Origin of the sequence: Sphingomonas sp. (genome assembly GCF_965227385.1) — a bacterium.
Taxonomy (GTDB): domain Bacteria; phylum Pseudomonadota; class Alphaproteobacteria; order Sphingomonadales; family Sphingomonadaceae; genus Sphingomonas.
Map to the genome: position 1 here is coordinate 1598795 of NZ_OZ245750.1, position 26655 is coordinate 1625449.

At 65.4% G+C, this 26655-nt stretch carries 24 protein-coding genes and 1 pseudogene; 15 read left to right on the forward strand and 10 right to left on the reverse strand.

Features of this window, described 5'->3' with window-relative positions:
- Positions 1-57: 57 nt before the first annotated feature.
- Positions 58-2718 (reverse strand): LuxR C-terminal-related transcriptional regulator, encoded by a 2661-nt coding sequence (locus tag ACO05N_RS07605; RefSeq protein WP_422056558.1) that lies wholly within the window; start codon positions 2716-2718, stop codon positions 58-60.
- 103 nt (positions 2719-2821) lie between these two features.
- Here ACO05N_RS07605 and ACO05N_RS07610 point away from each other — a divergent pair, with 103 nt between their 5' ends.
- Positions 2822-3523, forward strand: a complete 702-nt coding sequence (locus ACO05N_RS07610) for a type 1 glutamine amidotransferase domain-containing protein (protein WP_422055168.1) — start codon at positions 2822-2824, stop codon at positions 3521-3523.
- 352 nt (positions 3524-3875) lie between these two features.
- On the opposite strand, the gene ACO05N_RS07615 is transcribed toward ACO05N_RS07610, so the two are convergent.
- The gene (locus tag ACO05N_RS07615) at positions 3876-4700 is read right to left on the reverse strand and encodes a hypothetical protein (RefSeq protein ID WP_422056559.1); all 825 of its coding nucleotides are present in this window, start codon (positions 4698-4700) and stop codon (positions 3876-3878) included.
- A gap of 33 nt (positions 4701-4733) precedes the next feature.
- Between ACO05N_RS07615 and ACO05N_RS07620 the strand changes: the two genes are divergently transcribed.
- The gene (locus tag ACO05N_RS07620; RefSeq protein WP_422056560.1) at positions 4734-4976 is read left to right on the forward strand and encodes a hypothetical protein; all 243 of its coding nucleotides are present in this window, start codon (positions 4734-4736) and stop codon (positions 4974-4976) included.
- A 16-nt stretch (positions 4977-4992) separates the two neighbouring features.
- Here ACO05N_RS07620 and ACO05N_RS07625 read toward each other — a convergent pair whose 3' ends face one another.
- A complete protein-coding gene (locus ACO05N_RS07625; RefSeq protein ID WP_422056561.1) occupies positions 4993-8127 on the reverse strand; it encodes a beta strand repeat-containing protein in 3135 nt (1044 codons plus the stop codon).
- Positions 8128-8362: 235 nt separating this feature from the next.
- Positions 8363-9136: an alpha/beta fold hydrolase gene (locus ACO05N_RS07630; protein ID WP_422056562.1), complete on the reverse strand. Its 774-nt coding sequence runs from the start codon at positions 9134-9136 to the stop codon at positions 8363-8365.
- Positions 9137-9471: 335 nt separating this feature from the next.
- Here ACO05N_RS07630 and ACO05N_RS07635 point away from each other — a divergent pair, with 335 nt between their 5' ends.
- Positions 9472-9774: a hypothetical protein gene (locus ACO05N_RS07635; protein ID WP_422056563.1), complete on the forward strand. Its 303-nt coding sequence runs from the start codon at positions 9472-9474 to the stop codon at positions 9772-9774.
- Positions 9775-9786: 12 nt separating this feature from the next.
- Here the strand turns inward: ACO05N_RS07635 and ACO05N_RS07640 are convergent, their stop codons facing one another.
- The gene (locus ACO05N_RS07640) at positions 9787-9990 is read right to left on the reverse strand and encodes a helix-turn-helix transcriptional regulator (protein WP_422056564.1); all 204 of its coding nucleotides are present in this window, start codon (positions 9988-9990) and stop codon (positions 9787-9789) included.
- Positions 9991-10738: 748 nt separating this feature from the next.
- Here ACO05N_RS07640 and ACO05N_RS07645 point away from each other — a divergent pair.
- The 3 genes from ACO05N_RS07645 to ACO05N_RS07655 all read left to right on the forward strand — a co-directional run bounded on the left by ACO05N_RS07645 (position 10739) and on the right by ACO05N_RS07655 (position 12878).
- Complete coding sequence (locus ACO05N_RS07645) at positions 10739-11638, forward strand: ArdC family protein (RefSeq protein WP_422056565.1); 900 nt, start codon at positions 10739-10741, stop codon at positions 11636-11638.
- The gene (locus ACO05N_RS07650; RefSeq protein ID WP_422056566.1) at positions 11635-11907 is read left to right on the forward strand and encodes an RNA polymerase sigma factor; all 273 of its coding nucleotides are present in this window, start codon (positions 11635-11637) and stop codon (positions 11905-11907) included. Before ACO05N_RS07645 ends, ACO05N_RS07650 begins: the two co-directional genes overlap by 4 nt.
- Before the next feature lie 68 nt (positions 11908-11975).
- Positions 11976-12878, forward strand: a complete 903-nt coding sequence (locus ACO05N_RS07655) for a HEPN domain-containing protein (RefSeq protein WP_422056567.1) — start codon at positions 11976-11978, stop codon at positions 12876-12878.
- A 19-nt stretch (positions 12879-12897) separates the two neighbouring features.
- On the opposite strand, the gene ACO05N_RS07660 is transcribed toward ACO05N_RS07655, so the two are convergent.
- On the reverse strand, positions 12898-13041 hold the full coding sequence (locus ACO05N_RS07660; RefSeq protein ID WP_422056568.1) for a hypothetical protein: 144 nt from the start codon (positions 13039-13041) through the stop codon (positions 12898-12900).
- Between the two features lie 5 nt (positions 13042-13046).
- Here ACO05N_RS07660 and ACO05N_RS07665 point away from each other — a divergent pair, with 5 nt between their 5' ends.
- Together ACO05N_RS07665 and ACO05N_RS07670 are read left to right on the forward strand one after the other, a co-directional pair.
- Positions 13047-13958 carry a hypothetical protein gene (locus ACO05N_RS07665; protein WP_422056569.1) on the forward strand — a complete coding sequence of 304 codons (912 nt, stop codon included), beginning with the start codon at positions 13047-13049 and terminating at the stop codon, positions 13956-13958.
- A 10-nt stretch (positions 13959-13968) separates the two neighbouring features.
- Positions 13969-14553, forward strand: coding sequence for a DUF6118 family protein (locus tag ACO05N_RS07670; RefSeq protein WP_422056570.1), 585 nt, complete (start codon positions 13969-13971; stop codon positions 14551-14553).
- Between the two features lie 131 nt (positions 14554-14684).
- Here the strand turns inward: ACO05N_RS07670 and ACO05N_RS07675 are convergent, their stop codons facing one another.
- Positions 14685-14903: a hypothetical protein gene (locus ACO05N_RS07675; RefSeq protein ID WP_422056571.1), complete on the reverse strand. Its 219-nt coding sequence runs from the start codon at positions 14901-14903 to the stop codon at positions 14685-14687.
- Between the two features lie 130 nt (positions 14904-15033).
- Entirely contained in the window at positions 15034-15687 is a 654-nt protein-coding gene (locus ACO05N_RS07680) for a TetR/AcrR family transcriptional regulator (protein ID WP_422056572.1), read from the reverse strand.
- A 159-nt stretch (positions 15688-15846) separates the two neighbouring features.
- Here ACO05N_RS07680 and ACO05N_RS07685 point away from each other — a divergent pair, with 159 nt between their 5' ends.
- From ACO05N_RS07685 to ACO05N_RS07715, 7 genes and pseudogenes are all read left to right on the forward strand, one after another.
- Entirely contained in the window at positions 15847-18090 is a 2244-nt protein-coding gene (locus tag ACO05N_RS07685; protein WP_422056573.1) for a TonB-dependent receptor, read from the forward strand.
- On the forward strand, positions 18087-19136 hold the full coding sequence (locus ACO05N_RS07690; protein ID WP_422056574.1) for a serine hydrolase domain-containing protein: 1050 nt from the start codon (positions 18087-18089) through the stop codon (positions 19134-19136). The genes ACO05N_RS07685 and ACO05N_RS07690 overlap by 4 nt, the downstream gene beginning before the upstream one ends.
- Positions 19137-19140: 4 nt before the next feature.
- On the forward strand, positions 19141-20508 hold the full coding sequence (locus ACO05N_RS07695; protein ID WP_422056575.1) for a DUF1254 domain-containing protein: 1368 nt from the start codon (positions 19141-19143) through the stop codon (positions 20506-20508).
- Positions 20508-21020 (forward strand): annotated as a pseudogene (locus tag ACO05N_RS07700) (hypothetical protein); the annotation flags it as partial. The gene ACO05N_RS07695 and the pseudogene ACO05N_RS07700, both read left to right, overlap by 1 nt.
- Before the next feature lie 318 nt (positions 21021-21338).
- The gene (locus ACO05N_RS07705) at positions 21339-22451 is read left to right on the forward strand and encodes a hypothetical protein (RefSeq protein ID WP_422058720.1); all 1113 of its coding nucleotides are present in this window, start codon (positions 21339-21341) and stop codon (positions 22449-22451) included.
- Positions 22448-23221, forward strand: coding sequence for a hypothetical protein (locus tag ACO05N_RS07710; RefSeq protein ID WP_422056576.1), 774 nt, complete (start codon positions 22448-22450; stop codon positions 23219-23221). The genes ACO05N_RS07705 and ACO05N_RS07710 overlap by 4 nt, the downstream gene beginning before the upstream one ends.
- Positions 23218-24531 (forward strand): hypothetical protein, encoded by a 1314-nt coding sequence (locus ACO05N_RS07715; RefSeq protein ID WP_422056577.1) that lies wholly within the window; start codon positions 23218-23220, stop codon positions 24529-24531. Before ACO05N_RS07710 ends, ACO05N_RS07715 begins: the two co-directional genes overlap by 4 nt.
- Before the next feature lie 1000 nt (positions 24532-25531).
- Here ACO05N_RS07715 and ACO05N_RS07720 read toward each other — a convergent pair.
- Both ACO05N_RS07720 and ACO05N_RS07725 read right to left on the reverse strand, forming a co-directional pair.
- On the reverse strand, positions 25532-26050 hold the full coding sequence (locus tag ACO05N_RS07720; protein ID WP_422056578.1) for a hypothetical protein: 519 nt from the start codon (positions 26048-26050) through the stop codon (positions 25532-25534).
- Positions 26051-26085: 35 nt separating this feature from the next.
- Entirely contained in the window at positions 26086-26586 is a 501-nt protein-coding gene (locus ACO05N_RS07725; protein ID WP_422056579.1) for a helix-turn-helix domain-containing protein, read from the reverse strand.
- Positions 26587-26655: the final 69 nt, after the last annotated feature.

Below are 26655 nucleotides of genomic sequence, written 5' to 3' on the forward strand. Positions count from 1 at the left end.
AAGGCTACGGTCGAAGGGGACGCCGCGTATATCGGTCGAAAAGGTGGAGCCAGCGGATCAGATCAGGCGCAGGGTGCGGGCCGCCGCGATCGCTCGCGACCGTGTCGCCACGTCGAGCTTGCGGTAGATGTTGATGCGATGCGTCTTGATCGTGCTCTCTGCGATTCCCAGCGTCCGCGCCATTTCCTTGCTCGACAGCCCGTCCGCCAAGGCACGCAGCACATCCACCTCGCGCGGGGTAACGATGATGTCGCTAGCGGCAGGCGGCACGACAGTTGCGCCGCGGCGCGCCGACGGGCTGTTCTGACGCAACCGCGCGACGACACTGCGTTGCGCCGGCTCGAACACGTGCAGTGCCGCCTCGCACGCCTGCAACAGCGGCGGCAGCAATGCGCCGAACTGCGAGACGAGGCCGATCAGTCCTTCGCGCTCGGCCGCCTCCAGCGCAGCGCGGAATGCCCGCGCCGCGTCGGTGGTGCGCCCCTGCGCGGCAGCTGTGGTTGCGCTCAGCATGTCGAGCTCGATCGCCAGCGCGGTCGAAGCAGTCGCGCCCGCCTGCGCCCTCAGCTCGCCTAGCGCTGCCGGATCGGCATGCCCCTGCTGCAGCGCGCAGGCAGTGATCGCGATGCGATAGTCGCACGGCAGACGCGGATCGCGCGCCACCATCAATGGGCTTGGCTCACCAAGCGTGTCGAGCAACAGCATGGCCGCGCTCACCTGCCCGACGCTCAACAGCATGCGCGCGCGCATCAGGTCGAGTTGATAGCGCAGGCGCGGCAAATTGCGCCGTTCTGCCGTCAGCCGACCGCGGTCGAGGATCTGTTCGGCGCGCGATTGATCGCCTGTGCGTAGCGCGGGCCAGGCCTGGGCGGCATAGGCGGCGACGAAGACTTCGTGCCAGCCCTCGGTGGCCTCGATGACCGGCAATGCCGCTTCGAGCAGGTCGGTCGCGGTAGAGAGATTGCCCGATAGATACAGCGTATAGGCCAGCAGGGCCAATGCCACGGCAACCTGCGGACTGCCCTCGCCGAACTGGCGCGTCGCCAGCTCCAGGCTGCGCCGAAAGCAAAGTTCCGCTTCACGACGGCGGCCGGTGCGCAGGTGCGACAAGCCAAGATATTGATAGGAATAGACCTCGACCAACGGCAGCTGGTGCAGTTGCGCGAGCCGTCCGGCCTTTTCGCCATGCACGCGGCACCATAGGTCGTCGCCGCGATCGAAACTGGCGAGCGAGGAGAGATGGTGCAGCAGGACGCGCATCGACGGGTCGTGGACGTCGTTTGTCAGCTGGCGGTCGAGAATCACCGCCGCCTCGGCCGGGAATGCACGGTCCTCATAAATGCGCAGAACCAGGTCGTTGCACAGGATCTCGCAAGCCAACCCCGGATCGCGCTGCTCGACCTCGGCCAGCGGGCAAGCGGCGATCAGCATGTCGAGCCGAATGCGCGCTTCGACCAGCCGGCCAGTCTGCGCGGCATAATAGGCCTGACCCAGAGCCACGCGCGGGAACTCCGCGACATCGCTCGTGTCGATCTCATCGAGATGGCGCAGCAAGGTGAGACCACCGCGCATCGCGATCCGCCAGCCGCCCGCCGCCTCGATGATCCCGAGGGACGCCGCGCGATCGGAGATCAGCGCCGAATGCGTCAGCGCCTCGGGCAACAGGCCCTCACCCGCCAGCCACGAGGCGGCACGCAGATGCAGCGCATCCAAGCGCTCGCGGCTCCCCTGCGCGAGCAAGTCGTACAGGAACTCGCGCAGCAGCGGATGGAACCGATACCATGTACCTTCATCGTCCAGCGGCGCGATCAGCAGGTTCTGCCGGCGCATCTGCTCCAGCATCGCCGCGCTGTCACCGCGCTGCGTGATCGCGTCGCCCAGCCGCTTGCTGATCCGCTCGGCAATCGAGGTTTCGAGGAGGAATTGCTGCGCGTCGGCTGACAGGCCCGAAAACACCTGTTCGGCCAAATAGTCCGCCAGATCGATCGACCTTCGCGTGAGATGGTCGAGATTCTCGATATTGCCCCGGCCTGCCAGCCACAAACGCAGCAATTGCAGCGCGGCGGGCCATCCCTCGGTCCGGTCGATCAGCTCGCCCCAGTCCACCTTCGCGCATTCCGCGCCAACGAACGCACGCGCTTCACTGTCCGAGAAGCGAATGTCCGCCTGATCGAGCTGGAGCAGCTGGCCTCTCACCCGTAGATGCGACAGCGCGATCTCCGGCAGACCGCGCAGCGCCAACACGATCGCGGCGTGGGCCGGCATGCGTTCGATCACATAATCCAGGAAACGGTTGGTCGCAGGCGAAGCGATGCGGTGATAATCGTCGATGATCAGTCGCACCGGCTCTTCGCTGGCCTCAAGCGCCAGCACCATCGCGCGCGCCGCCGCTTCGGCCGCTAGGCCGGGCAGGCCCGCATCGATGGCCTCGCTCGAATAAGGCAGGGGCAGGCCGGCGCGGTGCAGCGCCGCCATCAGATAGGCGAAGAACTGATCCGCCTCGAACTTGCCGTCATCGACGCTGTACCACGCGACCGCCACATCCTCCTGCCGCCAGCGCGCATGGCACTGGCTCAGCAGCGTCGTCTTGCCATAGCCGGCCGGCGCCGAAAGCACCGTCAACTGCCGCTGCGAAACGATGATCCGATCGATCAGGGCATCGCGCGAAAGCAGGTCGATCGACCTGTTCGGCGGCGCCAATTTGGTGCGGATCAGCATCGCGCGATCATGCCACAAAGCGGTCTTGTGCCCATCCACCTAATCGGTGGATTGTTTGCGCCGCAGAGAGACCGCACGCTTCTCGCGACTTTACGAGGGCGACATGACCAAGACTATCCTATTCGTACTCACGGGACAGAGCGAGCTGGGCGACACCGGCGCCAAAACCGGCGTCTGGCTCGAAGAGCTGGCAACGCCCTACCAACTATTGAGCGCGGCGGGCTATGACATCCTGTTCGGCACGCCCGGCGGCAGGGTGGCGCCGCTCGATCCGGCCAGCCTGGCCGAGCCATGGCTACTGCCGGCAGGTCACTGGTTTCTCGACCAGAAGAACGTCGTCGCGAAGCTGGATGCGCCGCTCGATCTCGCCGATGTCGACGCGTCGCGACTGGACGCGATCTTCCTGGTCGGCGGGACCGGGACACTGTGGGATTATCCAGACTGTCGGCCGCTGGGGTCGCTGGTCAGCGCGCTGATCGCGGATGAGCGGCCGGTAGCGGCGATCTGCCATGGCGTGGTCGGGCTGATGACGGCGACGACGCCCGACGGCGCGCCACTCGCTGCCGGAAAGGCGCTCACCTGCTTCAGCAACGAAGAAGAAGCGATGCTGGAATATGACAAGCTTGTGCCGCTGCTTGCCGAGACCGAGCTCCTGAAGCAAGGCGCGCGCTATAGCCAAGCAGCGGCATTCGAACCGCATCTAGTCGAGGACGGCGCGCTCATCACCGGCCAGAACCCGGCCAGCGCCGCCCCCCTGGCTCAAGCGTTGCTTGCTCGTTTAACCCAATTCTCGTCGCAGCCATAGGCCGCCCAACCTGTGGCGGGCCTAGTGACTTGACGCTGGTGAACAAACGATCATCGAGGGGAGACGTGTCCGCCCAGCGATGCGCAGTCGGCTTCTGGGCCGTCAGCGGTTCGTCCGCTTTCATGTGTCAGTTCGCGAATGCGGACATGATAATCTGGACCGGCTAAACGGCCGGCGTTGGGCTTGCTGAGGGGTAGCTTTCCGCTGAATTGCGGTGAAAGCGGACATGACCGCTGACACCAATCGGGCGAGTGGCGTGGTTATCGACCTCGACGAACTGGATTTGGCTCATTTCATTCTCGTCGTCCGGTGCGAGGTAGCGCCTATGAGCTGAACGGCTGGGGTAAGGACACTACTCCGAAGTCTCACTATCTCGCTGCACATTCATATTAAGTGAGAACTGCTTGCCATATTCGGGCCGGGTGCCTCGCGGCACAATCACGAGCTGGCCTACGACAGAACCGAACTTCTGCTGTTCCAGCGCAACGCTTTCTTTGGGAGTGACCGATCCGGATAGCACCGCCACGAGCGTTACCACCTCGGATGGCTCGATGGGGGCCGAGCGTCGGTCGTTGTCGCAGTGCCCCGGACTCATCGTGCAGATCGGCAAGCCCTTGTAATCGCGATGCGACCCCTTGAACTCCGGCCCGACCTTGAAGTGAAGGCGGAGATTGTCGAACGGGTCGAGCCAGCCAATGCGCAGCGTCCGGTTGCTCTTGTTGCGAACACTCAAGGTGACGGTCGCCTCATAACCGATTAGGTCCGGCTGCTGAAACTGGTAGTTCGACTTTCTCAGCGAAATTTCTCCCGCCTTGACCTCGACTGGAAATTCGATCGCGTCATAGACGCTGTCTGGCTCACTGCTAGCGGAATAGTCGGGCGCCGTATCGACGGCTTTCAATTGGCCCTGACCCTGGTTTGCGGTCGGCACCTCATCACGGAGAACGGTTTCGCCCGCCTGCGGTACGGTCCTCGTGCTTGGCGGGGAACTGATCGATGGGGGCGGAAAGTTGGTGACCACTACGGGCAGCGGCTGCGTCACCGGATCCTGCGGTCGAGGGTTCTCCCCGCGATACCAGCTACCGAGCGTCGCGATCGCGCTAATCACGGCGACCAATAAGCCTAGAACCGCGACCCAATAAAGGACGCGGCGATCCCCTGCCGAATCACCGGACATTCCCTCCCCCTCACTTCAAAGCACCCCCTCGTGATGCACGACGACAGCAAATGGCTCAACCGGGTGCTCCTCGACGCTGCGGGGATGTTCCGCTGGATCGAACGCAAGAAGGGAGTGGTTCCCGTCGGGCCGCTTATTTCAAAAAACCCGTACAGCAACTCGTGGGCCGATTGCGGAATTTCCACCATGCACCGCCGAATGCAGAGAAGCTGCCATTCGCTAGGTGGCTCAAGCAACGGGGTGCATGTTGCCATGCACCCCGTGACGATTTCCTAGTTCGAACCCAGGCAGCTCAGAACTGCAGGCGGATACCCGCGCGGCCGCCGGCACCGTCGATGCTGCCCGTGCCGTTGCTGTCGGTGAACGAGCGGATGTAGTTGCCTTCGATGAAGCCGCTGATCCCTCGGCTCTGGGCGATCGTCACACCCAGCGTCGCTTCGCCATAATCCCGCAGGCGATCATTGGTGTAGCCGAGGCGGGTGCCGCCGCTTGTGAAGGTCACGCCGTCGCGACCCTTGAACTCATGAACGTAATTGGCGCCCACATAAACCGCCGCTTCTGCGCCGCCGCCGAAGCCGAAGGCCCCGCCGATGCGGCCGCCGGCGCGCCCGCGCAGGCCGTCTTCATCGTCGAAGCTGATCGTCGTGCCGTTGAGCGACAGATCGTCGAAGTCGTTCTTTACGTACGAGATGCTGGCCGCCGGCTCGACGAAGAAGCTGTCGCTCCCGAAACGGATCCCCGCCTCTGCCCGCGCGCCATAGACGCCGCCGTTATTGTCATCCCGGAAACCGGCGCCGGGCATGTTCGTCTTTGACCAGAAATAGTCGTATTTTCCGATCGCGTTGACGAAGATGTTACCCGACGTGAAGCTGCCGTAAACGCCGCCGTTGATAACATCAAAGCTTAGCCGGTCGGCCGACCCCGCGAAGTTCATCGACGAATTCGTGTAGCCACCCGTAACGCCGAAGGCGAAGCCGCCGCGTTCACCGCTCCCGCCGCTGACATCGAACCCGACCTGCCCGCCGAAATAGTCCTGCTCATAGCCGGTGCTGGTTATGCGCGACTGGCCGAAGGTGTTGAAGTTGCGGCTGCCGCCACGGGTTTCAACCGATCCGTGCATCTGCGTCCAGAAGCGGCCGGCGACATCGCCGCCCCCTTGCGTCCACAGCGCATCGCGGCGGGCGCGTAGCTGCCCCGACACGGTGTCCGCCGACTTCAGCCACAGGCTGCGCAAGCCTTCGTTGAAATTGAGCGCACGGAAGGCGCTATCACTCGGCGCACCACTCAGCGAATAGGTGCCGGTGGCGGGGTTAAACACAACTTCGAGCCGGACAAAGCCCGAAGTGAGCGACCCACCCGCCAGATCGAACGCATTGGCATCCGATGCAGTCGAGGCACGGACCAGCACGATTCCCGAATTCAAGGTCGGCTGCCCGCCTGCCAGCTGGTTGAGCTGAATGGTCGTGGTGCCGCTGGCAACGCCGCCGATGATCAGCTGATCTGCCACGGGTGTCGCGCCGAACACGACGTCCAGGCCGAGCGTACCGTTTGCTCCGGCGTAGGTACCAGGCAGGGTCAGCGTGTCGCCCGCGCGTCCGTTGCGCAGATCGATGGTGCCGCTGTTGGTCATGGTCTCGAGGCCGGTGAATGTCGGCGAGACGGTCGCTGCTGCGCCGGCTCCGACCAGGATCAGTCCGCTGTTTGCGAAGCTGTCGCTGCCCGCGCCGAAGTCCGGATTTGGGCCGACAGTGAAGGTCCCGCTGTTGTTGATGCGGTCCGCACCTGCGGTCAGGACGATGTCCGACGACAGGTTACCGCTGTTGTTGATGGTGATCGCTCCCTCGGTGGCGACGAGCGCGAAGCCGTTTGCGTTGTTGGCGATCGTGCCAGCGTTGTTGAGCGTGCTGGTGCCGAGCGAACTGAGAACGATCGAATTGCCCTGCGCCGTGGCGAACGAGCCGCCCGTGCCGACATTGACGATGCTGTTGCCGCCGCTGGTGACGGTCAGCGCATCGGCAGTAGTACCGGTGGTGCGCAGTTCGCCATTGACGGTTGCGGTGGCGTTTCCGGTCGCCGCATTGACGACCACAGCGCGCGAGCCGTTACCGGTGGTGGTCACATTATTGACCGTGACGTTGACCGGCCCGGCCGTGCTCGACGCATCGACACCGTTCGAGGTGGCGCCAGCCGTGCCGATCGTTCCGCCGTTGGTGACGGTCACGCCGGTCGGGCCGGTGGCGAAGATGCCGCGGCTGTTCGCGCCCTGGGTCGTGATGTTCCCGGTGACATTGACCGTCGCGGTGCCGGTGCCGGCGATAGCGCGCACGCCATCTGATGTTGCGCCGACGGTGCTGACGCTGCCGCCATTGACCGTGGTGGTAGCAGTTGCGCGCGGGCCGAAGAACGCAACACCTGCCGGAACGAGCACGCCATTCGCGTTGGCGCCGGTGGTGTTGATCGAGGTGAAGTTGATGTTGGCACCGGTGACGCCGCTGGCGACGATGCCATCGGCATTCGCACCCGTGGTGCTGATTGCGCCGCCGTTGATCGTCGCGGTGCCTGCGGTGGTGACGGTGATGCCGTCGGCGTTGAGGCCGGTGGTGGCGATCGAACCGGAATTCACCGACACTGCGCCGGTGTTGCTCACCGCGCGGATGCCGAACGCGTCGGTTCCGGCGGTGGTGATTGTGGTCGAGTTGACCGTGATCGCCCCAATACCGCCGGTCTGAGCGCGGATGCCGACCGCGCCGCCGCTAAAGCCGCCGCCGCCGGCGCCGCTGGTGCGGATCGTGCCGGAGGTGATGTTGAGATTGCCAAAATCGCTGTTGGCGTCGATGCCGATGGCGTTCTGGCCGCTGGTCGTGACGCTGCCCGAGCGGATGGTAATCGCGCTGATGTCGGTGCTGGCGCTGATCCCGTCGGCATTGGCACCACTGGTGGTGATGGCATTGGTGCTCGTCGTGATGGAGCCTTCCGACGAGCTGACGATCAGGCCGAAGTTATTCGCGCCGTTGGTAACGATCCGGTCGAGCGTCACCGAGATGGGATCGGTGTTGTTCGACACGAGGACGCCGAAGCTGTCGCTGGTGATTAGCGTGTTGGTGCCGCCGTTGATCGTGAAGGCATTGTCGCCGACTGCCAGCAGGCCGAGGTTGAGGCCGCCGCTCGTGTCGATGCGCACGCCGTCCTGCAGCACGATGGTGAGATCGGCGGGCGGGGCGATGTAGGTGATCCCGTTTGTGTAGGGGTTTCCCGCGGGGGTGCAGACCACGGTTCCAGCGGTCGCCGGTGCGGCACCGCACTCTTCCTGAGCCAGCGCTGCGGACGGCAACGCCAGAAGCAAGGCGGATGCAGTTCCGGCGAGCGCCGAGGCCAAGGTGAAGCGTGCGCGCGTGCGTGGCGACTGGGAAATGTGGTGAATGGGCATATGGGGGAAAGCCTTTGAAAACGAAGCGCTCGGACTGAGCGATCGGCAAGGCAACGTTGCGCGGACTGCCACGGGCGCATGAAGTGGCGTAATTTTATTTCTTTCGCCCGGCATTTTCGATCAATGTTGCCCGAGGGCCACAGGCCGGTTGCGCAACGATTTCCACTGGAGCGTGGTCGAAGCCAGCCTGAACGGGGCTTGTTACGCTACCGGTCCCGCCGACGACCGACCGTCGTCACCGCGTTGCGGCGAGAATGACGGCAATTGTGTCCTCGGGCTGGTCCCACGCCGGAAAATGCCCGCTGTCCTCGAACCAATGCAGTTGCGCGGAGGGAAAGGCGACCTGCGCCCTCTCCGCCTGCCTCGGCAGGCACAGCCGATCGTGGCGACCCCAGCCGATCACGATACGGCGAGTCGGATCGGCTGCCGGACCGGTTTGCTCAGGGCGGCTCGACAGGTCGTCGACCAATGCGTCGAACGTTCGCGTCGTGCTGAGAGTCGCTAGCTCGGTTGCAACCACGTCCGGATCGAGCGCCCAGGGACGCGCCGAAAGCTGCACCAGCAATGCCGTGCGCGACACGGCGTTCCGGCTCAGCATCGGCAGGAGGGGACGGATCGCCCGGAGCAACCGCCCCGAAACGCCGATCGTCGTCCTGAAGAAGGCGCGCTCCCTGCCGCGCCAGAAGCCGCCGGGATCGAGTGCCACCACATTTCCGACGCAGCCGCGCCGGGCGAGTTCGAGCACGATCCGCGCGCCCATCGAGCTACCGACGGCGTCGATCCCGTCGAGCCCCTTGTCGCGAATATAGCGCTCGACGCTGTTCACAAGGCCGACAAAGGTCCCGCTGTCCCGATCCGCCGAGGTCGCTCCATGCCCGGGAAGGTCGATCGCGATGACCGCCCGTTCGGCGCTAAGCGCACCGATGACGGTGTTCCAAGATTGCCAGCTTCCGCCAAGACCATGAACAAGCAGCAGCTTGCGGCCGGCGCCGCGTTGGATCTCGTGCATGCAGGGGAACTCCGGGTTGATCGAGATGCTGAACGATCAGGAGCGGCCTTCGGGGCCAACGCGCCCTCTGTATGCCCCGGCCCCTACGCTCAACAAGGAACGGTCAGCGGCAGTCGAGCGAATGGCCGCTTTCAGGCAAGTGACGCACGGACCGCACGACCGAAAATAGGGCGCAAAGCGGCCGAAAGTCATACAGCGCTGATTGCCTGAGTGTTCGCGGGGCGCGTGTTCACAGATCGATAAGCACCCCAGCCTATTTATCAAGCGATGCGGGCGGCGATCACCCTTGAGCCATTTCCTAAGATCGCGCGCCTGTACGGCGAGGGAGCTCTGTGATGTCGCCGAAGAATGCGGATGAGTTTCGCGCGAGCCTGAAGCAACGGGCAGATGCAGCGAAGGGGCTCGAGAAGGACCTGCTGAGCGAGGTGCCGCAGCTTTACGGTGCGCCTGACTGCCTTGCACCACATGGCGATCCCGGGATCTCCTTGGCGAAGATCCATCGCGAGGAATTGAAGCGGCGCAATGGTGGGGGCGTTCCCGACTCCGCGACAAAGCGTTCGGATGTGCAGCTTCCGTTTGAGCGCGCTCTGCTCATCCTTGGGCTGCTCGTGATCGCACTGCTATTCTTCTTTGACTAGCAGGTCGGGCGTTCAATCTTCGACGTGATAGAACATCGGATTGCGCAGCCACGCGTCGATCGCGGACTCTCGCCAGCCGGCGCAGCGCGTGCTGATCTGGATGTTCTTCGGGAACGTGCCGTTTTGCATCTTGCGGTACATCGTTGAGCGGCTGAGCCCGGTCCGGTCGAGGACGGTGTTGATCCGGAGGATGCGATCGGGGGGTTCGGTCTGCATTGCGATTTCCTTGCATCGTGTGCGTTTGACTGGTGCCCCCGGGGGTAATTTGGGCGGAAATCCTCCACCCTGAAAAGAGCCTCTCTGGTGTCAGGAGGGTGCTGTGCGGTGCCAGCGTGCACATACGTAGCTCTAGCGTAGGTTGGCTGTTCGAGGGGTGAAGTGTCAGGGCGTCTCACGCCTTGCGTGACCGCGCTCTACGACGCTTGCGCGTCGCCGAGTCGCTTGCTGCGTCCCGGCCCGTGCGGGTGACGATCGCATGACGCGGGCCGGGCGCTGCCCGGCGGCGGAACGCGACTTTTGATGAGCGTGCGCTGGCGGACTTCTGCGAAGCCCCAGGGTCCGCAGCGGCTTTGCTTTGCCGCGTGGCACACTCGATTCGGACGGAGGGCGCGGCGGCGGCTGGCGCACAGCTGCGCGCGCACCCCGCCACGACGGCCGTCCGGCTTCGAGAGTGCGTGTTTGTTTGGCTCCGTTGGAGCTGAGCAGCGCTGCGCGCTGATGTGCTGCGGTCACCGCGCCCGGGCGCGGTGGGGTTGGCCTCCGGCACTCGATCTGGCGGAGGTGGGCGTCGCTACCCTTTGAACCCGCCGCGGCGTGCCGCAACCCCGGCTGCGCCGGGGTCCTTCTCTTCGTTTCGGCCCTTCGGGTGCGGCCCGCCTTAGTCGGCGGGATCGCCGGTCCGCTCCTGCCGCCCACCCCCGCCATTCCGGCGCCGGTTGCGGTGGTTTTGAAGGAGTGAGGAGTGATGAGGACCGGAAACGAGCGTGCGAGCCTTTATGCCGAGGTGACGGCGCGGGTGATTGCCGAGCTGGAGGCAGGACGGTTGCCATGGGTGCAGCCTTGGGATGCGGCTTCGTGCGGATGCACCATGCCCGCCAACGCCGTGACCGGGCGGCGCTATTCGGGGATCAATGTGCTGATCCTGTGGGCGGCGGTGATCGAAGGCAGCTATACGTCTCAGCGCTGGCTGACGTTCAAGCAGGCACAGGCGGCGGGCGGCAACGTCCGCAAGGGCGAGCGCGGCGCAACCGTCTGTTATGCCGATCGTTTTACCCCGAAGGATGAGGCGGAACGCGCGCGCGATGAGGATCGCGAGGCCCGGCAGCTGGCGTTCCTGAAGCGGTTCACCGTGTTCAATGTCGCGCAATGCGAGGGATTGCCCGAGCGGTTCGCCGACTTGCCCGAGCTTCCGGCGGAGGCGGATATCCTGCCGCAGGTTCGCAGCCTGATCGACGCAAGCGGCGCCGACTTTCGGGTTGGCGGGGGCGAGGCCTATTATTCGCCGGGTGGCGACTATGTCGCGGTGCCGCCGCAGGCAGCGTTTGCCGAGCCGATCAACTGGTATCGCACCGCGTTGCATGAGCTTGGCCATTGGACCGGACACAGCAGCCGGTTGGACCGCAACCAGCGCGGCGGGTTCGGCAGTGCTGATTATGCCCGTGAGGAGCTGGTCGCGGAGATGGCGAGCGCGTTTGCATGTGCTTCGCTGGCGATTGCGCCGACCGTCCGGCATGCCGATTACATCGGTTCGTGGCTTGCGGTGCTGCGCGACGACGAACGCGCGATCTTCCGGGCGGCGAGCGCCGCCAGCAAGGCGGCAGACTATCTGCTCGCCTTTGCGCCTTCCGGGGAGGCGCTGTCATGAGCGACAACCTTACCGACACCGAAATCGTCGAACGGCTGGAGGCCGGGTTGGAGCGCATGCCTAAGCTGCGTCGCCAGATATTCCTCGCAATTCGGTTGGACGAGCTATCCTATGCCGAGATTGCCAAGTGCACGGGGCTCAGCGTCGAACAGGTCGAGCGGCATTTCGCCCAGAGCATGCTTGCTCTTCGCGACGCGCTCGACGGAGCTCCACCTATCCCGTGGTGGAAGCGTATCCTGCGACGGGTCGCGGAGAGGTGGCGGCGATGAACAGTGCAGCCTCGCCGGATTGGTCGGCGAGGCTGTCCCAAGCATCTTCCTGCCGTTAGGATGTCCCCATGCAAACCAGCCTCGAGCATCTTCCATCGACCAAGCAGCGCGAGTTGGAGCGCGTCGTCCAGATTCTGTTTGCCGAGTTCGAGGACGCGACCGCGCTCGCCACCCAGAAGTGGAAGAAGCAGGGGCGCATCCTCAAGGTGATCCTCTACGGCTCCTATGCGCGCGGCGACTGGGTCGAGGACCCGGTCGGGGGCTATTATTCGGACTATGATATTCTGGTCGTTGTCAGCGACGAGCGCCTCACCGACACACTCGACTATTGGGCCAAAGCCGCCGACCATTTGCTGCGCGAATATTCGATCGCCAAGCGGCTCTCGGCACCGGTCAATTTCATCGTTCACAGCCTCAAGGATGTGAACGACCAGCTCGCGCGCGGCCGCCCGTTTTTCGTCGATATCGTGCGCGATGGCGTCTCGCTGTATCAGCTCGACGGGCACCCGTTCGACGCGCCTAAGCCGCTTGATCCGGTCGCCGCACAGGCTGAGGCGCGGATGCATTTTGATCAGTGGTATCGGAAAACTCAAAGCGGCTTGAAGCTTGCCCGTTTTGCTATCGCTGAAGGTGAAAACAACGACGCGGCATTTCTTTTGCATCAAACTTCGGAGCGGCTCTACCACTGCACTTTGCTCGTGCTCACCCTCTACAGCCCGAAGTCGCACAAGCTCAATTTCCTGCGCGATCAGGCCGAGAATGTTGCGCGCGACCTTATTCCGGTGTGGCCGCGCGACACCAAGTTTGCGCGGCGCTGCTTCGAGCTGCTCCAGCAGGCCTACGTGAATGCGCGCTACTCGCCCCACTACAAGATCACACGGGAGGAGCTGGAGTGGCTCGTGGAGCGGGTCGAGGTCCTACAAAATGTGGTGCGGGACGTCTGCGAACGGCGGCTCGCGCCGCGCGACTGATCGCGCGGCGCTCGCGAGTTCAGGCCGGTTTGGACGCGCGCGGTGCGCGCTTGGGGGCAGGCGCCGGAGCCGGAGTCGTAGCCTTCGCGGCGCGGCCCTTGTTGCCGAGCCCGATCTTCTTCGCCATCGCGCGCCGCGCTTCCGAATAGGCAGGCGCGACCATGGGATATGCAACTCGACGACGGGCGCTCTGTCGCATTCGACGTGAAGGACTATGCCAACATCGATCACGGCTATGCCGCGACCGTGCACAAGGCGCAGGGTGTGACCGTTGATCGCGTGCACGTGCTGGCGACGCCAGGACTGGACCGGCACGCCGCCTACGTCGCGCTGTCGCGGCATCGCGATCACGTCGATCTTCACTATGGCCGCCACGACTTTGCCGATCGCGGCAAGCTGGTCCGCGCGCTGTCGCGCGAACGCGGGAAAGACATGGCGTCGGACTACACCCGGGCACCGGAACCGGCGCCGGCGAAGCCGGTGCTTTCGCGCAGCCGGTTCGCCGGTTTGAAACTCAAGCCGATCGCAATCGAGCGGCAGGCCACGCCGCTTGAAAAGGCAGTCGAACGCTACGGGCGCGCCGCCGCCGACATCGTGAGGATGCGCCGCATGAACCTCGGCGTGCTGGAGCATCAGAAGGTCGCGTTCAACGAAGCTGGTCGGGCGCTGAACGCGCTACGGCCCGATGGCGCACAGGACTTGCGTAGTGCGCTGAACGCCAACCCTGAGCTGATCGAACAGGCAGCCGGCGGGAAGACCGCCGCCGCGATCCGCGCCATGACACTCGAAGCGGAAATCCGAATCGACACCGCGCAGCGTGCCGACCGCTTTGTCGCGGAGTGGCAACAGAAGAGCCGACAGCTTCAGGCCCTTAATCGCACTGGCGATTACGAAGCGATCCATCGCACCCAGGATAGCATGGTCGGCATGGCGAAGAGCCTGCAGCGCGACACGCAGCTCGAGTCGCTGCTTCGAAATCGGGTCAAAGAGCTGGGAATCGGAAAAACGAGCGGGGCTTCTTTGTCCCATGATCTCCAGGAAGCTCCCGCCCTCTGGCGTGGTCGCGGATTGGGAAGATAGGTCTCGATCTATGACCGACAATCTCCCTGAATCTGCTCCGGCAGACGACATTGCTGAAGCCTTTGAAGCCCTGCGCGGAGAGGTCAGTCTGACACGCCGCGCGGTCGAGGGGCTGACCGCCGCCCGCGAGCACGTGCCTGACTATACCGCGACGTTGGGGAAGATGGCCGAGTCCCTTAAGCAGACCGCCGAGGGGATTGATCGTATAGAGCGAAGTCCGGCGGTCCGTCTGTCGCCGATGGCGCTAGCGAACGAAATCCGTAAGGCGAGTATTGAAGCACGGGCTGAGGATCGCTCACTATTGCGTGAGACTCGGGATGGGTTGACCCTGTCCATCGGCCGCATAGATGGCATCGTGGAGCGTGGGCAGACGGCTGATCGCCAGCTAAGTCGAGTGATCTGGGCCGGCGTGGGGGGCGCACTGGGCGGCATGTTGCTGATGGCAATTTTGCCGGGTGCGGTTGCACGGTCGCTTCCTGCCAGCTGGCACGTGCCCGAGTGGATGGCAGCTCGCACAATCGGGCTGGATCAGCGAGCAGCGGGGGAGCGTATGGTCGCTACCTCCCGTGAGAATGGGGAAGCTGACGGCAGCTAGGCGCCCCATCGCGGCCATTGAAGTTCGCCAGCCGATTGCCTGAAAGCGGACGGTGTTACCAATCGGCTTAGGCGGCCGGGTCTGGGATATTGCTACCGTTCCAGAGCGATACCGTCGAACAACAGGTCTCTTCATGGGCCGATCTTAAAGGTTTGTGTGATGGCTCTGGCAAATACAGAGGCTACCGGTAACCAGATGTTGGCATTGGGCTCGACACCGACAAGTTTATCAAAAATGAACGCTACCGCGAGCACAATAATGTCGAGCGTTTCCTCAGTATTTTCAAGCATTTCTGCCACATTGGCAACCGATACGCCAATATTAAGGGCAAATTTCTCGCCAGTCCTCAATGAGCCTGCGTTTACGTGGTAGTATGTCTAAGGATCAAACCCGTTCCAGTGCGGGACGTGCCAACATTCAACGTCCCGGAAAAATCGGGTCCTGCTCCCCGGTGCTTGCTTGACCGTCGATCTGCGCCGATCATTTCGATCTTTCGGGGGCGGCCGTATCGCTTCCCAAAACGCCACGCAGGGCGATTCCGGAGAGGTTGTCGATAATGTCATCAACTGACAGACGACCGTCCGGCCGGTGCCAGCGCGCCAGCCAGAGAATGATGCCCATGATCGCGGACGTGGCCATCCGCGTATCCACGTCGGCCAATTTCCCCATAACCTTGATCTCGTCCAGCGTGCCGCGCACGAATGCAGAATAGGCTGCCTTACGCGCCTTGATCAACGCAGCCTTGTCGGGGCTGAGTGCGCTGGTTTCCTCAAGGATTATCGTTAGCGGGTTGCCGACCGGAGTCGTCACCTGCATCACGCTTTGCAGGTGCCCGCGCACGATCGCGGTCAACCGGTCGACCGGATCGGTGATCAAACGCGCATGAGCGACCACATCTTCCTCCAGCCGCTCCATGCTGAACGACATCAGCGTGAACAGCAGCTCCTCCTTGCTCGCCACAAAATGATACAGGCCAGCCTTGGTGATCCCGACGGCTTCCGCGATGTTGTTCATCGACGTCGCGGCAAAGCCGCGCGTGCAGAAGAGCTGTGCGGCGTGGACGTAAATCTGCTCGCGCCGTCCGATGATGGCGGGTGTGCCGGTCGTATGTTCCTGCCACATCGCGTCGTTCATCGTCTCGTTCGTAACGGGTCGCTCTGCGCTTTCCTACCCCGGGGCGACAGGTTTCCCCTCTGGACAAGCACGTTGTCGCCAGTTACCTACCGGTCGGTAAGTAGCGTGTAAAGGGCACAGACCCGGTACGCTGCTGGTGAACAGGGAGAGGATAGGGCGATGGCTCGATATGCAACCTTGCTGCTTTGCACGGCACTGACCGCACCGACTGCGGCGCTCGCGCAGACCGCACCCACCACGGCGACGGACGCCGCGCAGGACCCCACGGATGGCGCCGATGTCGTCGTCACCGCGCGCAAGCGTGAAGAGCGGCTGATCGACGTTCCGACCGCGGCGACCGTGCTGACCGGCAGCGCGATTGCCGATCGTGGCGGCGCGACCAACCCGGTCGAGCTGCTCGGCGGCCAGCCCAGCGTCCGTATCCTCGACACCGGTTCGGCGATGACCAACGAGGTCTCGCTGCGCGGATCGCCGACCACGCGCGGTACCTCCGGCGACCCCAGCGTCGGCCTGTTCCGCGACGGCGCCTATATTGGCGGCGGCGGATTTTCCGGGCGCAGCTTTTCGCGCATCGACCTGTTCGACATCGACCGGGTCGAGGTGCTGCGCGGCACGCAGGGCGCGCTGTACGGCCGCAACTCGGTCGGCGGTGCGGTCAACATCGTCTCGGCCAAGCCCGAGTTCGAGAATAGTGGCTTTGCCAATGCCCGCTACGCCATCGAGAATGAGCAGTTCCAGCTGCAGGGCGTCACCAATGTGAAGCTGTCGGATGCGCTGGCGATCCGCGTCGGCGTCGATTTCGTGACGCAGGGCGGCGGCTTCTTCCGCAACGATTTTCTGGGCACGGTGCTCGACCGCAATGACTCGACCGGTATCCGCGGCCAGATCCGCTGGAAGCAGGGTGGCACCGACCTCGTCGTGCGCGGCGAGACGTGGCGCGGCTTTGTCCCGGCCATCGCCTTCCGCGCCTATATCGATCCGCCGCGCGCCGGCTTCCCGCGCGGCTATATCCAGCCCGAGCGCACCTATCCCTGGTCGACCGACGCCTTCTCACGGCAGGAGGTGACAAGCTGGATGGGTGAGCTCAATCAGGAACTCGGCTTTGCCAAGCTCCGCTCGGTGACCCAATATCGCAAGCGCAAGGCCGACTATGCGCTCGATCTCGACGGACTGAACCCTGAGCTGCTGGCGCAGCTGCGCGCCGATGGCACGATAACCAGCACCACCGTCGACCCCCGTCAGGCGCAGGAGCGGGAGGAGGAAGCGCAATTCTTCACGCAAGACCTCAACCTCACCGGCGAACTCGGCGACGGTGCGCTTAACTGGCTGGCGGGCCTCGAATATTTCCACCTGCGCAGCAATTCGGAACAGCGCACGCTGCGCACCCCGACCACGGCCAATCCCTCGCCCGGCAACCGCCAGCCGCTGCGGACCACGTTCGACAGCTGGGCGGTCTATGGCTCGCTCGACTATGCGTTGACCTCGACGCTCAACGTGATCGGGGAGGTGCGGCAGACGTGGGACGAGAAGAGCGCGACCTCGCGCCGGTTTGACCTCGCGACCGGATTGCCCTCGGGCGGCACCGGCTTTGTCGTCGACTTCGCCAATGCCCCCAGCAATTTCAGCTACAACGCCACGCTGTCATGGCGTCCGCAGCCGGCGATGACGCTGTACGGCAAGGTCGGCAGTTCCTATCGCGCTGGCGGATTCAATCAGGATCTCGGCCCGGCGACCCAGCCGATCCCGATCCCCGCGGCCTATGACGACGAGCGCAGCACCTCGATCGAGCTGGGCGCCAAGGGCCGGATCGCGCGCGGCACCACCTTTGGCATCGCGGCCTATCAGACCTACAGCACCGACATCATCGTCGCGCTGAACAATGGCTGTTTCATCGGCAGCACCGTGTGCAACAGCTCGCCCGTCACCTTCTCCAGCAATGCGGGCAAGGCGCGGACCTGGGGCGCGGAGGCCGAGCTTGCGTCGCGCATCGCGATCGGCGCGGGCAATCTGCAGCTCGCCGCCAGCGGCTCCTATCAGAAGGGGCGGGTGACCGATGGGCCGTTCGACGGGCAGCTGCTGCCGCAGATCCCGCGCTGGACCTTCGCCGCCAACGCCACGCTCAACGCATCGCTGTCGGGCGATGTCAGCATGCTGGTCAACGTCAACTACAACGGCCAGCGCGGTGGCGTGCATGATCTGGTCGCCCCCGGTGCGCCGGCCCCGTTCGACATGGACAAGATTGACCTGCTCAACGCGCGCGCCGCCGTGCGCTTGGGCGGGCTGGAAGCGGGCGTGTTCGTGTCCAATCTGACCGACGCCACCTATGACGTATTCCGCGGCGCGGGTGCGCGACGGCTGAACCCGCCGCGCAACTGGGGCGTCCAGCTCGGCTATCGCTGGTGAGGCTGCGCGTCGCCCTGCTCGCCTGCGCGCTGGCGGTTGCGCCCGTCGCGCAGGCGCAGGCGTTGAGCCCGGCCTGCGCCGCAGCGGCGGCCTATTCCGACGCGCATCGCGGGCGCGCCGTCCTGATCCTGAAGGACGGCCGCCCGGTGTGCGAAGCCTATGGCGCAGGGACAGGCGCTGAGGACGCGCATCCGCTCTACTCCGGCACCAAGACGATGGCCGGGGCGATGGCGGTGCTCGCCGCGCAGGACGGGTTGCTCGACCTCGACGAACCGGTGTCGGCGACGCTCACCGAATGGCGCGACGGGACCGATCGGCGGAAGGTCACGATCCGCCATTTGCTCTCCCTGAGTTCGGGCATCGACAGCGTCGTCGGTCGTCCGCCCGACTATGCACAGGCGGTGGAGCTGCGTCCGGCGGCGGCGCCCGGAACCCGCTTTGCCTATGGCCCTGCCCCGTTCCAGATTTTCGGCGAGGTGATGCGGCGCAAACTCGCCGCGCGCGGCTTGCAGCCCGACCCGGCCGAGTGGCTGGTGCAGCGGCTGTTTGCCCCCGCGGGGATCCGCGTCGGGCAATGGCGGCGCACCCCGGACGGCAACCCGCTGCTGCCCCAAGGTCTGTCGCTCACCGCGCGTGACTGGGCGCGGTTCGGCGAGTGGGTACGGCGAGACGGGGTGATCGATGGCAAGCCGTCGCTCGCGCCGCAGCGGCTGGCGGCGTTCCATCAGCCATCCCCGGCCTTTCTCGGCTACGGCCTGACCTGGTGGCTCCCCGCCAAGCTACAGGCGCTGGCGCCCGATCGCATGCCACGTGCGGTCGGACGGCTCGACTTTGCCGCAGCAGGAGCGCTGCCCGACGATCTGCTGATGGCGGCGGGCGCGGGCGATCAGCGGCTCTATGTGTCGAAGCGGCTCGGCATCACCGTGGTGCGCCTCGCCCAGCTGTCGCTGGCCGATGCGAGCGCCGCGCGTGCAGCAGGGGAGGGCTGGTCCGACGGCGCCTTCCTGCGGCTTGCCTTCCAGACGGTTCAGCCAGCGACGGAGTAAGACGATGTCCGGTATTAACAGCACTCTGACGGTCGGGCGGCGCACCCTGCTTGCGGCAGCCGCGACACTGGCGGTGTTCCCGGCGGCGGCCGTGTCGGCGGCGTCGCCCGACCTGACCCGCGCGTTCGACTATGCCTATCCGCTGTTCGAGTTCAGCCGCGCGATGCAGCGAATCGGACAGCTTGCCGATCCGACGCTGCCGCTCGATCGGCGATTGAACCGCATCTATCACCGCCGCGTCCTTGCCGATGCGACCGCGCGACAGGTGACTGCGCCCAATAACGACACGATCTACAGCTCGTGCTTTTTCGAGCTGTCGGGCGGTCCGGTGCGGCTGCGCGTACCCGACATCACCGACCGCTATTTTTCGGTCACGCTGATGAACGCGTTCACCGACAATTTCCGTACGATCGGCACGCACGCGACCAAGGGACGGGGCGGGGATTTCTGGCTGGTCGGGCCGAACTGGACCGGCAAGCCGCCGGCGGACGCGACGCTGATCCGATCGGAAACCAACGATGTGTGGATGCTGATCCGCATCCTCGTGGCCGGTCCCGCCGACCTGCCCGCGGTCCGCGCGCTGCAGGACAAGTTCGCGATCCTGCCCGCGCCCGGGCGCGGGCCGGTGCGGGCGCCGCGTGCGCGCGCGGTGGACGGCACCGATGCTGCCCAGATCATCGATGCGGCGGCGGAAATGCTCAGCCGGTCGAGCGATCGGGTGGGACAGGCGCGGCGCTGGCGGCGCTTTGCCGCATCGGGCATCCGGCCCGGCGGCCCCGGCAGCTTTGCCGCGCTGTCGCCCGCATTGCAGGCGGCGTGGCGCGCCGAAACCCCGCGCTCGATCGCCCGGCTGCGGGAAACCTTCACCGCCGGGGTGCGACAGGTGAATGGCTGGGGCGCATCGACTACCGAAGTCGGCACGTTCGGGAGCAACGATCGCCTGCGCGCTGCCGTCGCGCTCAGCGGTCTCGCCGCGCTGCCGCCGGACGAGGCGATGTATTTCAGCTCGGTCCGCGACCATCGCGGTGAACCGCTCGACCCAGCGCGGCGCTATCGCATCCGCATCCCGGCTGAAGGGATACCGGTCGACGGCTTCTGGTCGATCACCATGTACGCCGCGGAGCCCGATGGCCGCTATTTCTTCGCCGCCAATCCGATCCAGCGCTATTCGGTGTCCGAACGCACGCCCGGCCTGACCCGTCGCGCGGACGGCGCGATCGACATCATCCTGTCGCGCGAGCCGGTGCCTGAGAGTGAGGGCAATTGGCTGCCCACGCCCGACGGACCGATGCGGGTGTCGCTGCGCGCCTATGTCCCGCGCGCGCCGATCCGTCAGGGGCGCTGGTCGCCCCCGGCGATCGAGCGGCTGTGATGGAGCGCCTGTCCCGGCGCCGCGTGATCGGCGGCGCGCTCGCGGGATCGTCGCTGCTGGCATTCCCCGCCGCCGCGCGGGCGTTCCGCGCTGCACCGGACCAGCCATGGCTCCATTATGCGGGCAATCTGGCCGCGCAGAAATATGCGCCGCTCGACGCCATCGATGCCAGCAATGTCGCCCGGCTCGGCGTCGCCTGGACCTGGGACTCGCCCGATGCCGAGATCCTCGCCGCCAACCCCGCTCTGAAGCCCGGCGAGTTCCAGTCCACCCCGGTGTTCGCCGAAGGGATGCTGATCACCAGCACGGCGATGTCGCAGGTTGCCGCGCTCAATCCGGTCACCGGCCAAACGCTGTGGCGCTTCGACCCGCTCAGCTGGAAGCGTGGCCCGACGACGACCAAGGGCTTCCTCCATCGCGGCATCGCGGTGTGGGGCCGGGGCAAAGCGGCGCGCGTGATCCTCGCCACCGGTGACGGGCGGCTGATGGCGCTGGCGCTGCACAGCGGCAAGCCGATCGCGGAGTTTGGCGACAATGGCGTGGTCGATCTGCGCAGTGTCGGGATGGTACGGCCGGTCCCCGACACACCCGGCATCTATGGCATCACCTCCCCGCCCTTGGTCGCGGGCGATGTTGTGGTCATCGGCAGCTATATAGACGACCGCGCCGATGGTCGGCTGATGCCGCGCGGCGACATTCGGGCATTCGACGCGCGCAGCGGGCGGCTGCTCTGGGTATTCCACACCATCCCGCTCGACGGCGAATATGGCGTCGAAAGCTGGAAGGACGGATCGCACCGCCGCACCGGCAACGCCAATGTGTGGGCGCCGATGAGCGCCGATCTGGAGCTGGGCATCGTCTATGCCCCGGTGTCGACGCCGACCAACAACTTCTATGGCGGCGACCGGCCCGGCGACGGACTGTTCGGCGACAGTCTGGTCGCGATCGACCTCAAGACCGGCAAGCGCCGCTGGCATTTTCAGACGGTGCATCACGGCGTGTGGGACTATGACCTGCCCGCCGCGCCGATTCTGGGCGATGTCACCATCGCCGGACGCCGCCGCAAGATCGTGATGCAGGTCACCAAACATGCGTTCCTGTTCGTGTTCGACCGCGCGACCGGGGAGCCGATCTGGCCGATCGAGGAACGCCCAGTCCCGCAGTCGACTCTACCCGGCGAGCGGACCAGCGCGACCCAGCCGCACCCGACCTGGCCGTTACCGTTCGACCGACAGGGGATCACGCCCGACGATCTGATCGACTTCACCCCCGAACTGAAGGCGGAGGCGCAGGCGGCGCTGGCCGGCTATCTCCACGGGTCGATCTTCACCCCGCCGGGCAGCAAGCCGACGATCATCATGCCAAGCTTCGTCGGCGGCGCGAACTGGAATGGCGCGGCATTCGATCCGGAAACGGAGCGGCTGTTTGTCCCGTCGGTCAACGTGCCGTTGCACATCGCTCTGGATGACAAGGGCAATATCCGCGCGACCGAACAGGCCGAGGTCGAGGTCGCCGGGGCACGCGTGATCGCGCGCGGTCCGCGCGGGCTGCCGCTGCTCAAGCCGCCTTATGGCCGCACCACCTGTATCGACATGGCGAGTGGTGAGCATCGTTGGATGACGCCGAACGGCCGGGGCATGAGCCGCCTGCCGGCATTCCGCGCACTTCATCCCGGCGATGCCGGATCGTTCGGCCGGGCGCAGATCCTGGCGACGAAGACGCTGTTGTTCGTCGGCGAGGGACCACAGGACCGGATCACCGCCGAACCCCGGCTGCGCGCGCTCGACAAGGCGAGCGGGGCGGTGCTAGCGACGCTCACGCTGCCCGATTTCATGCTCGGCGCCCCGATGACCTATATGGCTGACGGCGAGCAATATCTGGTCTTTTCAACCGGCTATCGGCGGCTGCCGCAGCGGCTGGTGGCGATGAAGGTGATGCCATGAAGCTCCTCGCCTCCCTATTGGCACTCGCAGCGCTAAGCGCCCCGGCGGCGCGCGCGCAGGAGGTGCCGATCCAGCATTTCGTGATGGTCGAGGTGAAGCCGCCGGTCGATCTGCTCGCGGTCGATCGCTGGTACATCACCTATCACGCCCCCGAAACGCTGGCGCGGGCGCAGAACCGCCAGACCCGCTATGTCAGCCACCGCAGCTATCGCACGACGCCTGAAGAGGCCGAGCAGTTGAAGCTGGTCGATGGCCGCCTGACCGAAATCGGCTTTGCCAGTGTCGCGGCGTTCCGCGCCGGGGTGACGGGGGAGGCGATGGCCGCGCATCCTCCGACCCAGCCGGACCCCGCCGTCGCTGCAGGGATCAAGACGCGGACGGTGACGGTCAAGCTGCCACCAGTTGCGATCAAGGGCTCGGCCACCCCGGACAAGGCAGTGCCCTATGCGCGCTGGGTGGTGTTCATCCGCCCGCCTGCCGGAACCGCCGACGCGGATACATGGGTGCGGGAGGCGCTGGCCCCGTTGACCGCGCTGCCGCAGACTCGCCGGGTCCAGCTGCACACCGCCGCGATCCCGCGCGGCTATAGCCATGTCGCGGTGTCCTGGTATGACGATGTCGCAGCGTGGCGCAGCGCGATGGCGGCGCAGGGCGCGACGCTGATCGCACGCCTCTCGGCTCAGGACAGTGCCGAGGTGCCGACCCGCACGATGCTGGTCGGGGAGCGCCCTGATCTCGACTTCCGCTCCGACAAGCGCGTGACGCCATGAACGGCGGCGGCCCCTTGCTCGACCGGCGCACGACGCTCGCACTCGGTCTGGCGACCAGCCTGCCCGCCGGCTTGGCGAGCGCAGCGGCGGCGGGGCCGTCGCTGATGGACGATGTGCGCCATTATGCCGCGCTCGGTCCGCACCGCACTGGCACGCCGGGCAACCTCGCGGCACTCGACTGGGTCGAAGCGCGGCTGCGCACCGCCGGGTTCGCGGTTGCGCGCCAGCCGGTCCGCTACGCCGACCATGATATTGCCCGCGCCACGATCGCAACCGGCGCTGTCCAGCTTGACGGCATCGTCCAGCGCCCTGCGTGCCCGACCGGCCCCGCCGGCCTGTCCGCGCCGCTTGTGCTCGCGGACGAGCCGGCCGATCCGGCGCGGCTGAGCGGGAAGATCGCGGTGATCCGTCTGCCGCATGCGCGCCATTCCTCGATCCTCGAAGCGCGCACCGCACGCCCGGTGAAAGCGGCGCTCGCCGCCGGTTGCGTCGGGCTGGTGCTGGTGACGCGCGGTCCGTCGGGGGAGGCGCTGGCGCTCAACGCCCCGCTCGAACACCCGATCGCCGCAGTCCCGACCTTGGTCATCGCCCCGCGCGACGCCGCCCCGATCGTCACCGCGGCGGGACGGGGCGATGCCGGACGGATCGTGGTGGAGGGCCAGGCGATCACCGCATCCTCGGCGAACATCGTCGCGCGGCGGCGGGGGCAGGGGCGGGCGATCGTCGTCACCACGCCGCTGTCGGGCTGGTTCGGCTGCGCGGGCGAGCGCGGGTCAGGGATCGCCGCCTTTCTGCACGCCGCGCCGCTACTCGCGCGCCGCTACCCCGATGCCGATCTGCATTTCGCCGGGCTGGTCGGGCATGAGCGCGAATATGTCGGCGGCGACGCCTACGTCGGCGCGCACGCCCCGCCGCCCGATCAGGTGCGGCTGTGGGTGCATCTCGGTGCAGGCTTCGCCGCGCGCGACTGGCACGAGATCGCCGATGGCGTCCTCGCCCCGCTGCCCGGCGCCGATGCCCAACGCTATCTGCTCGCGCCCGAAGCCTGGCTCGGCACGCTGCGGCCGCTGCTGACCACGCTGCCCGGCTATCAGCAGCCCTATCCCGCGACGATCGAGAACAGCGCGGGCGAGGCGCGTCATTTCATCGAGCGCGGCTATCGCAACATGGTCGCCACGATCGGCGCTCATCGCTTGCACCATGCCCGGACCGACGATGCGACCGCTATAGACCCGGGCAGCCTCGAGACAAGCTGGGTCGGCTGGAGCCGTGCATTAGTCGCGCTACTTCACCGACATGCGACCGCTTGATGTGGAAGTCGGGGCAGGCTGAATAGCGTGCTCGGCATCACCTGCGCGATGCTCACTCGTTGCGCTGAACCGAAGTAGCGGCGGTTGCGGAAAAATTGGCGGTCAAACGTCCAATACGTTGGCTGGTGCCATAAAGGTTCAAGGTTAGCATGAACGTCTGCTTCTATGGGTCTCGAAACTGGAACCGGACAGGCAGAAGCCGGCCCATGGGCGGTCGAGAGACGTCCGACTCAGAGGCCCATTCCCGCGAGAAATCGCAACGAGCCCCGAGGGCATTCCAAGGGATGCCACTAGAGCTACGAAAAAGTGTGGGACAAAAAGTGGGAGCCGCTTTCACCAGATGGTCCGAAATGGCGCAACTTCGCCATTTCTCGCTTGACGATGGTGACCCCTACGGCAGCCGAACCGGCAGCTACTGGGCCGACAGCCGACTGGCAGCTATTGGGCTAAGATACAGATCAAGCGGCCAACCGTTCAGGCGGCCGCGATGTCGGGAATGACCCACTTGCGGCCATCCACAATGCCTGTCCGGCTTCCCAACTCCAGACGTCCATTCAGGTTCGGCGGCCGGCCACTGCGTCGCGAACCAGATACCGCGGAGCACGACCGCGAACACGATCAGGATCTGGCCGACAAGGAGTTTGGTGGGCGTCACTGATACTCTCCACCGCGACGGACGAATCGCAGGCTTGAGGTCAGTTCTCGTTCCGAGCGGCGCTGACCGGCAGTGCCCTGGCGCCGCCAGTTGCCGCCATTCGCCGCTATTTTGCGTGGATTCCCGTCGATTTTGGGATAAGGCGCCCCTGGACAGCTATGACCCGTGGGTAGCTTCTTGATTTCTTTACCCCCCGGACCTATCTGTCCTACCGGAACGACGGATCGGTTGAGGTGGCAACACCAACAGCGTTCTCCCGCCCTCACGGGCCTTCGCGTGACGCGGAGATAGGCTGAAAGGCCCAAGTGGTTATCGAGTGACCTTTCGGGGCGCCTTCGGGCGCCCCTACCTTTTATACTGGAAGCGAAGCTTCTCCCCGCGGAAGGTCTTGTCCACGAGGATGGCGAATCGCACCTTGGTCATCTGCGCGGGTTTCAGGACCTGCTTGGCGAAATCCGGCGGATAGGCGCTTTCGACGAACAGCGAGACATCGCAGTCGCCGCGCCCGCCGCCGCCGCGCTTGGCATTGAAATAGACACGATATTCGTCGGGACCGTTCGCGCCGGGCGCGAGGATGCGCACGAAATTCGCTTCCGGCGTTTGATAGACCGGCGCATTCGGCAGGCCTTCAATGATGTCGCGCAGTCCGAACGATAGATCGTAGCGCAATTGGTCGAACACGCGCCGCTGGCCGCGATCCCAGACATCAACGACCGGGTCCGAATGCCGTGCGGCGTCATAGGCCTCCGAGAAGCAATGGTTCGAAAAGCGCACGTCGATCAACGCGCCTTTGGGACGCGCCTCGGTCACCATAGCGAATTGAAACGGTTCGAGATGGTCGAATCCGATGGGCGCCCCTCCCACCAGGAGCGTCGGGAAAAACGGTTTGGACATGTCGATCAGCTCGCGGGGTCGACCTTCGGCCGGCGCTTGAGCCCGGGCCGCGAGGCCGCGCGCCGCGTTGCCGTCGCCTGATCCCGGGCCTCGACCATGTCGCGCGCGATCGGCTTGAGCTTTTCGACCAGCGGACTCAGGTCGTAGCGGTTGCTCGCCTGCCCGCCGCTCGCGTGGCTGCGGGGCTCGCGCTTGATCAACCCTTCATCCTCGAGGCGTTTCATTGCGCGCTGCACCGTCTTGTCGGACACGCCCAGTCGCTCCGCCAGCCGCTTCTTAGACGGGAACGGCATAGTGTCGTCTTCCCACCAGTGATCGATCAGGTGCAGCAGCACCGCCAACTCGGTGGCATCGATGTGCAGCCGCGCCTGCGCGCGCAGGATCACCGAAGGCACGAAGGTAAAGCCCGGTTCCAGGACCTCCTTCGACCAGCGCTTTTCGAGACCGCGCTTGGTCTCCTCCTTGGGCGGCCGGATGGCCACCACATTGTCCGTCGATTTGACCATGTCCAAAAACTCCTGCATAGACTGCAGCCTAGTTGCGCTGGAAATGTTGGAATTTCTAGACGCGCGGGG

What these genes read in the sequence shown, in the direction of transcription:
- ACO05N_RS07645 (WP_422056565.1), top strand. Translation starts at nt 10,739, where the DNA reads ATGAGGACCGGAAACGAGCGTGCGAGCCTTTATGCCGAGGTGACGGCG.
- ACO05N_RS07620 (WP_422056560.1), top strand. Translation starts at nt 4,734, where the DNA reads ATGCACGACGACAGCAAATGGCTCAACCGGGTGCTCCTCGACGCTGCG.
- ACO05N_RS07705 (WP_422058720.1), top strand. Translation starts at nt 21,339, where the DNA reads ATGAGCGCCGATCTGGAGCTGGGCATCGTCTATGCCCCGGTGTCGACG.
- ACO05N_RS07670 (WP_422056570.1), top strand. Translation starts at nt 13,969, where the DNA reads ATGACCGACAATCTCCCTGAATCTGCTCCGGCAGACGACATTGCTGAA.
- ACO05N_RS07725 (WP_422056579.1), bottom strand. Translation starts at nt 26,586, where the DNA reads ATGGTCAAATCGACGGACAATGTGGTGGCCATCCGGCCGCCCAAGGAG.
- ACO05N_RS07650 (WP_422056566.1), top strand. Translation starts at nt 11,635, where the DNA reads ATGAGCGACAACCTTACCGACACCGAAATCGTCGAACGGCTGGAGGCC.
- ACO05N_RS07605 (WP_422056558.1), bottom strand. Translation starts at nt 2,718, where the DNA reads ATGCTGATCCGCACCAAATTGGCGCCGCCGAACAGGTCGATCGACCTG.
- ACO05N_RS07680 (WP_422056572.1), bottom strand. Translation starts at nt 15,687, where the DNA reads ATGAACGACGCGATGTGGCAGGAACATACGACCGGCACACCCGCCATC.
- ACO05N_RS07715 (WP_422056577.1), top strand. Translation starts at nt 23,218, where the DNA reads ATGAACGGCGGCGGCCCCTTGCTCGACCGGCGCACGACGCTCGCACTC.
- ACO05N_RS07710 (WP_422056576.1), top strand. Translation starts at nt 22,448, where the DNA reads ATGAAGCTCCTCGCCTCCCTATTGGCACTCGCAGCGCTAAGCGCCCCG.
- ACO05N_RS07640 (WP_422056564.1), bottom strand. Translation starts at nt 9,990, where the DNA reads ATGCAGACCGAACCCCCCGATCGCATCCTCCGGATCAACACCGTCCTC.
- ACO05N_RS07625 (WP_422056561.1), bottom strand. Translation starts at nt 8,127, where the DNA reads ATGCCCATTCACCACATTTCCCAGTCGCCACGCACGCGCGCACGCTTC.
- ACO05N_RS07695 (WP_422056575.1), top strand. Translation starts at nt 19,141, where the DNA reads ATGTCCGGTATTAACAGCACTCTGACGGTCGGGCGGCGCACCCTGCTT.
- ACO05N_RS07660 (WP_422056568.1), bottom strand. Translation starts at nt 13,041, where the DNA reads ATGGTCGCGCCTGCCTATTCGGAAGCGCGGCGCGCGATGGCGAAGAAG.
- ACO05N_RS07635 (WP_422056563.1), top strand. Translation starts at nt 9,472, where the DNA reads ATGTCGCCGAAGAATGCGGATGAGTTTCGCGCGAGCCTGAAGCAACGG.
- ACO05N_RS07665 (WP_422056569.1), top strand. Translation starts at nt 13,047, where the DNA reads ATGCAACTCGACGACGGGCGCTCTGTCGCATTCGACGTGAAGGACTAT.
- ACO05N_RS07615 (WP_422056559.1), bottom strand. Translation starts at nt 4,700, where the DNA reads ATGTCCGGTGATTCGGCAGGGGATCGCCGCGTCCTTTATTGGGTCGCG.
- ACO05N_RS07610 (WP_422055168.1), top strand. Translation starts at nt 2,822, where the DNA reads ATGACCAAGACTATCCTATTCGTACTCACGGGACAGAGCGAGCTGGGC.
- ACO05N_RS07655 (WP_422056567.1), top strand. Translation starts at nt 11,976, where the DNA reads ATGCAAACCAGCCTCGAGCATCTTCCATCGACCAAGCAGCGCGAGTTG.
- ACO05N_RS07630 (WP_422056562.1), bottom strand. Translation starts at nt 9,136, where the DNA reads ATGCACGAGATCCAACGCGGCGCCGGCCGCAAGCTGCTGCTTGTTCAT.
- ACO05N_RS07685 (WP_422056573.1), top strand. Translation starts at nt 15,847, where the DNA reads ATGGCTCGATATGCAACCTTGCTGCTTTGCACGGCACTGACCGCACCG.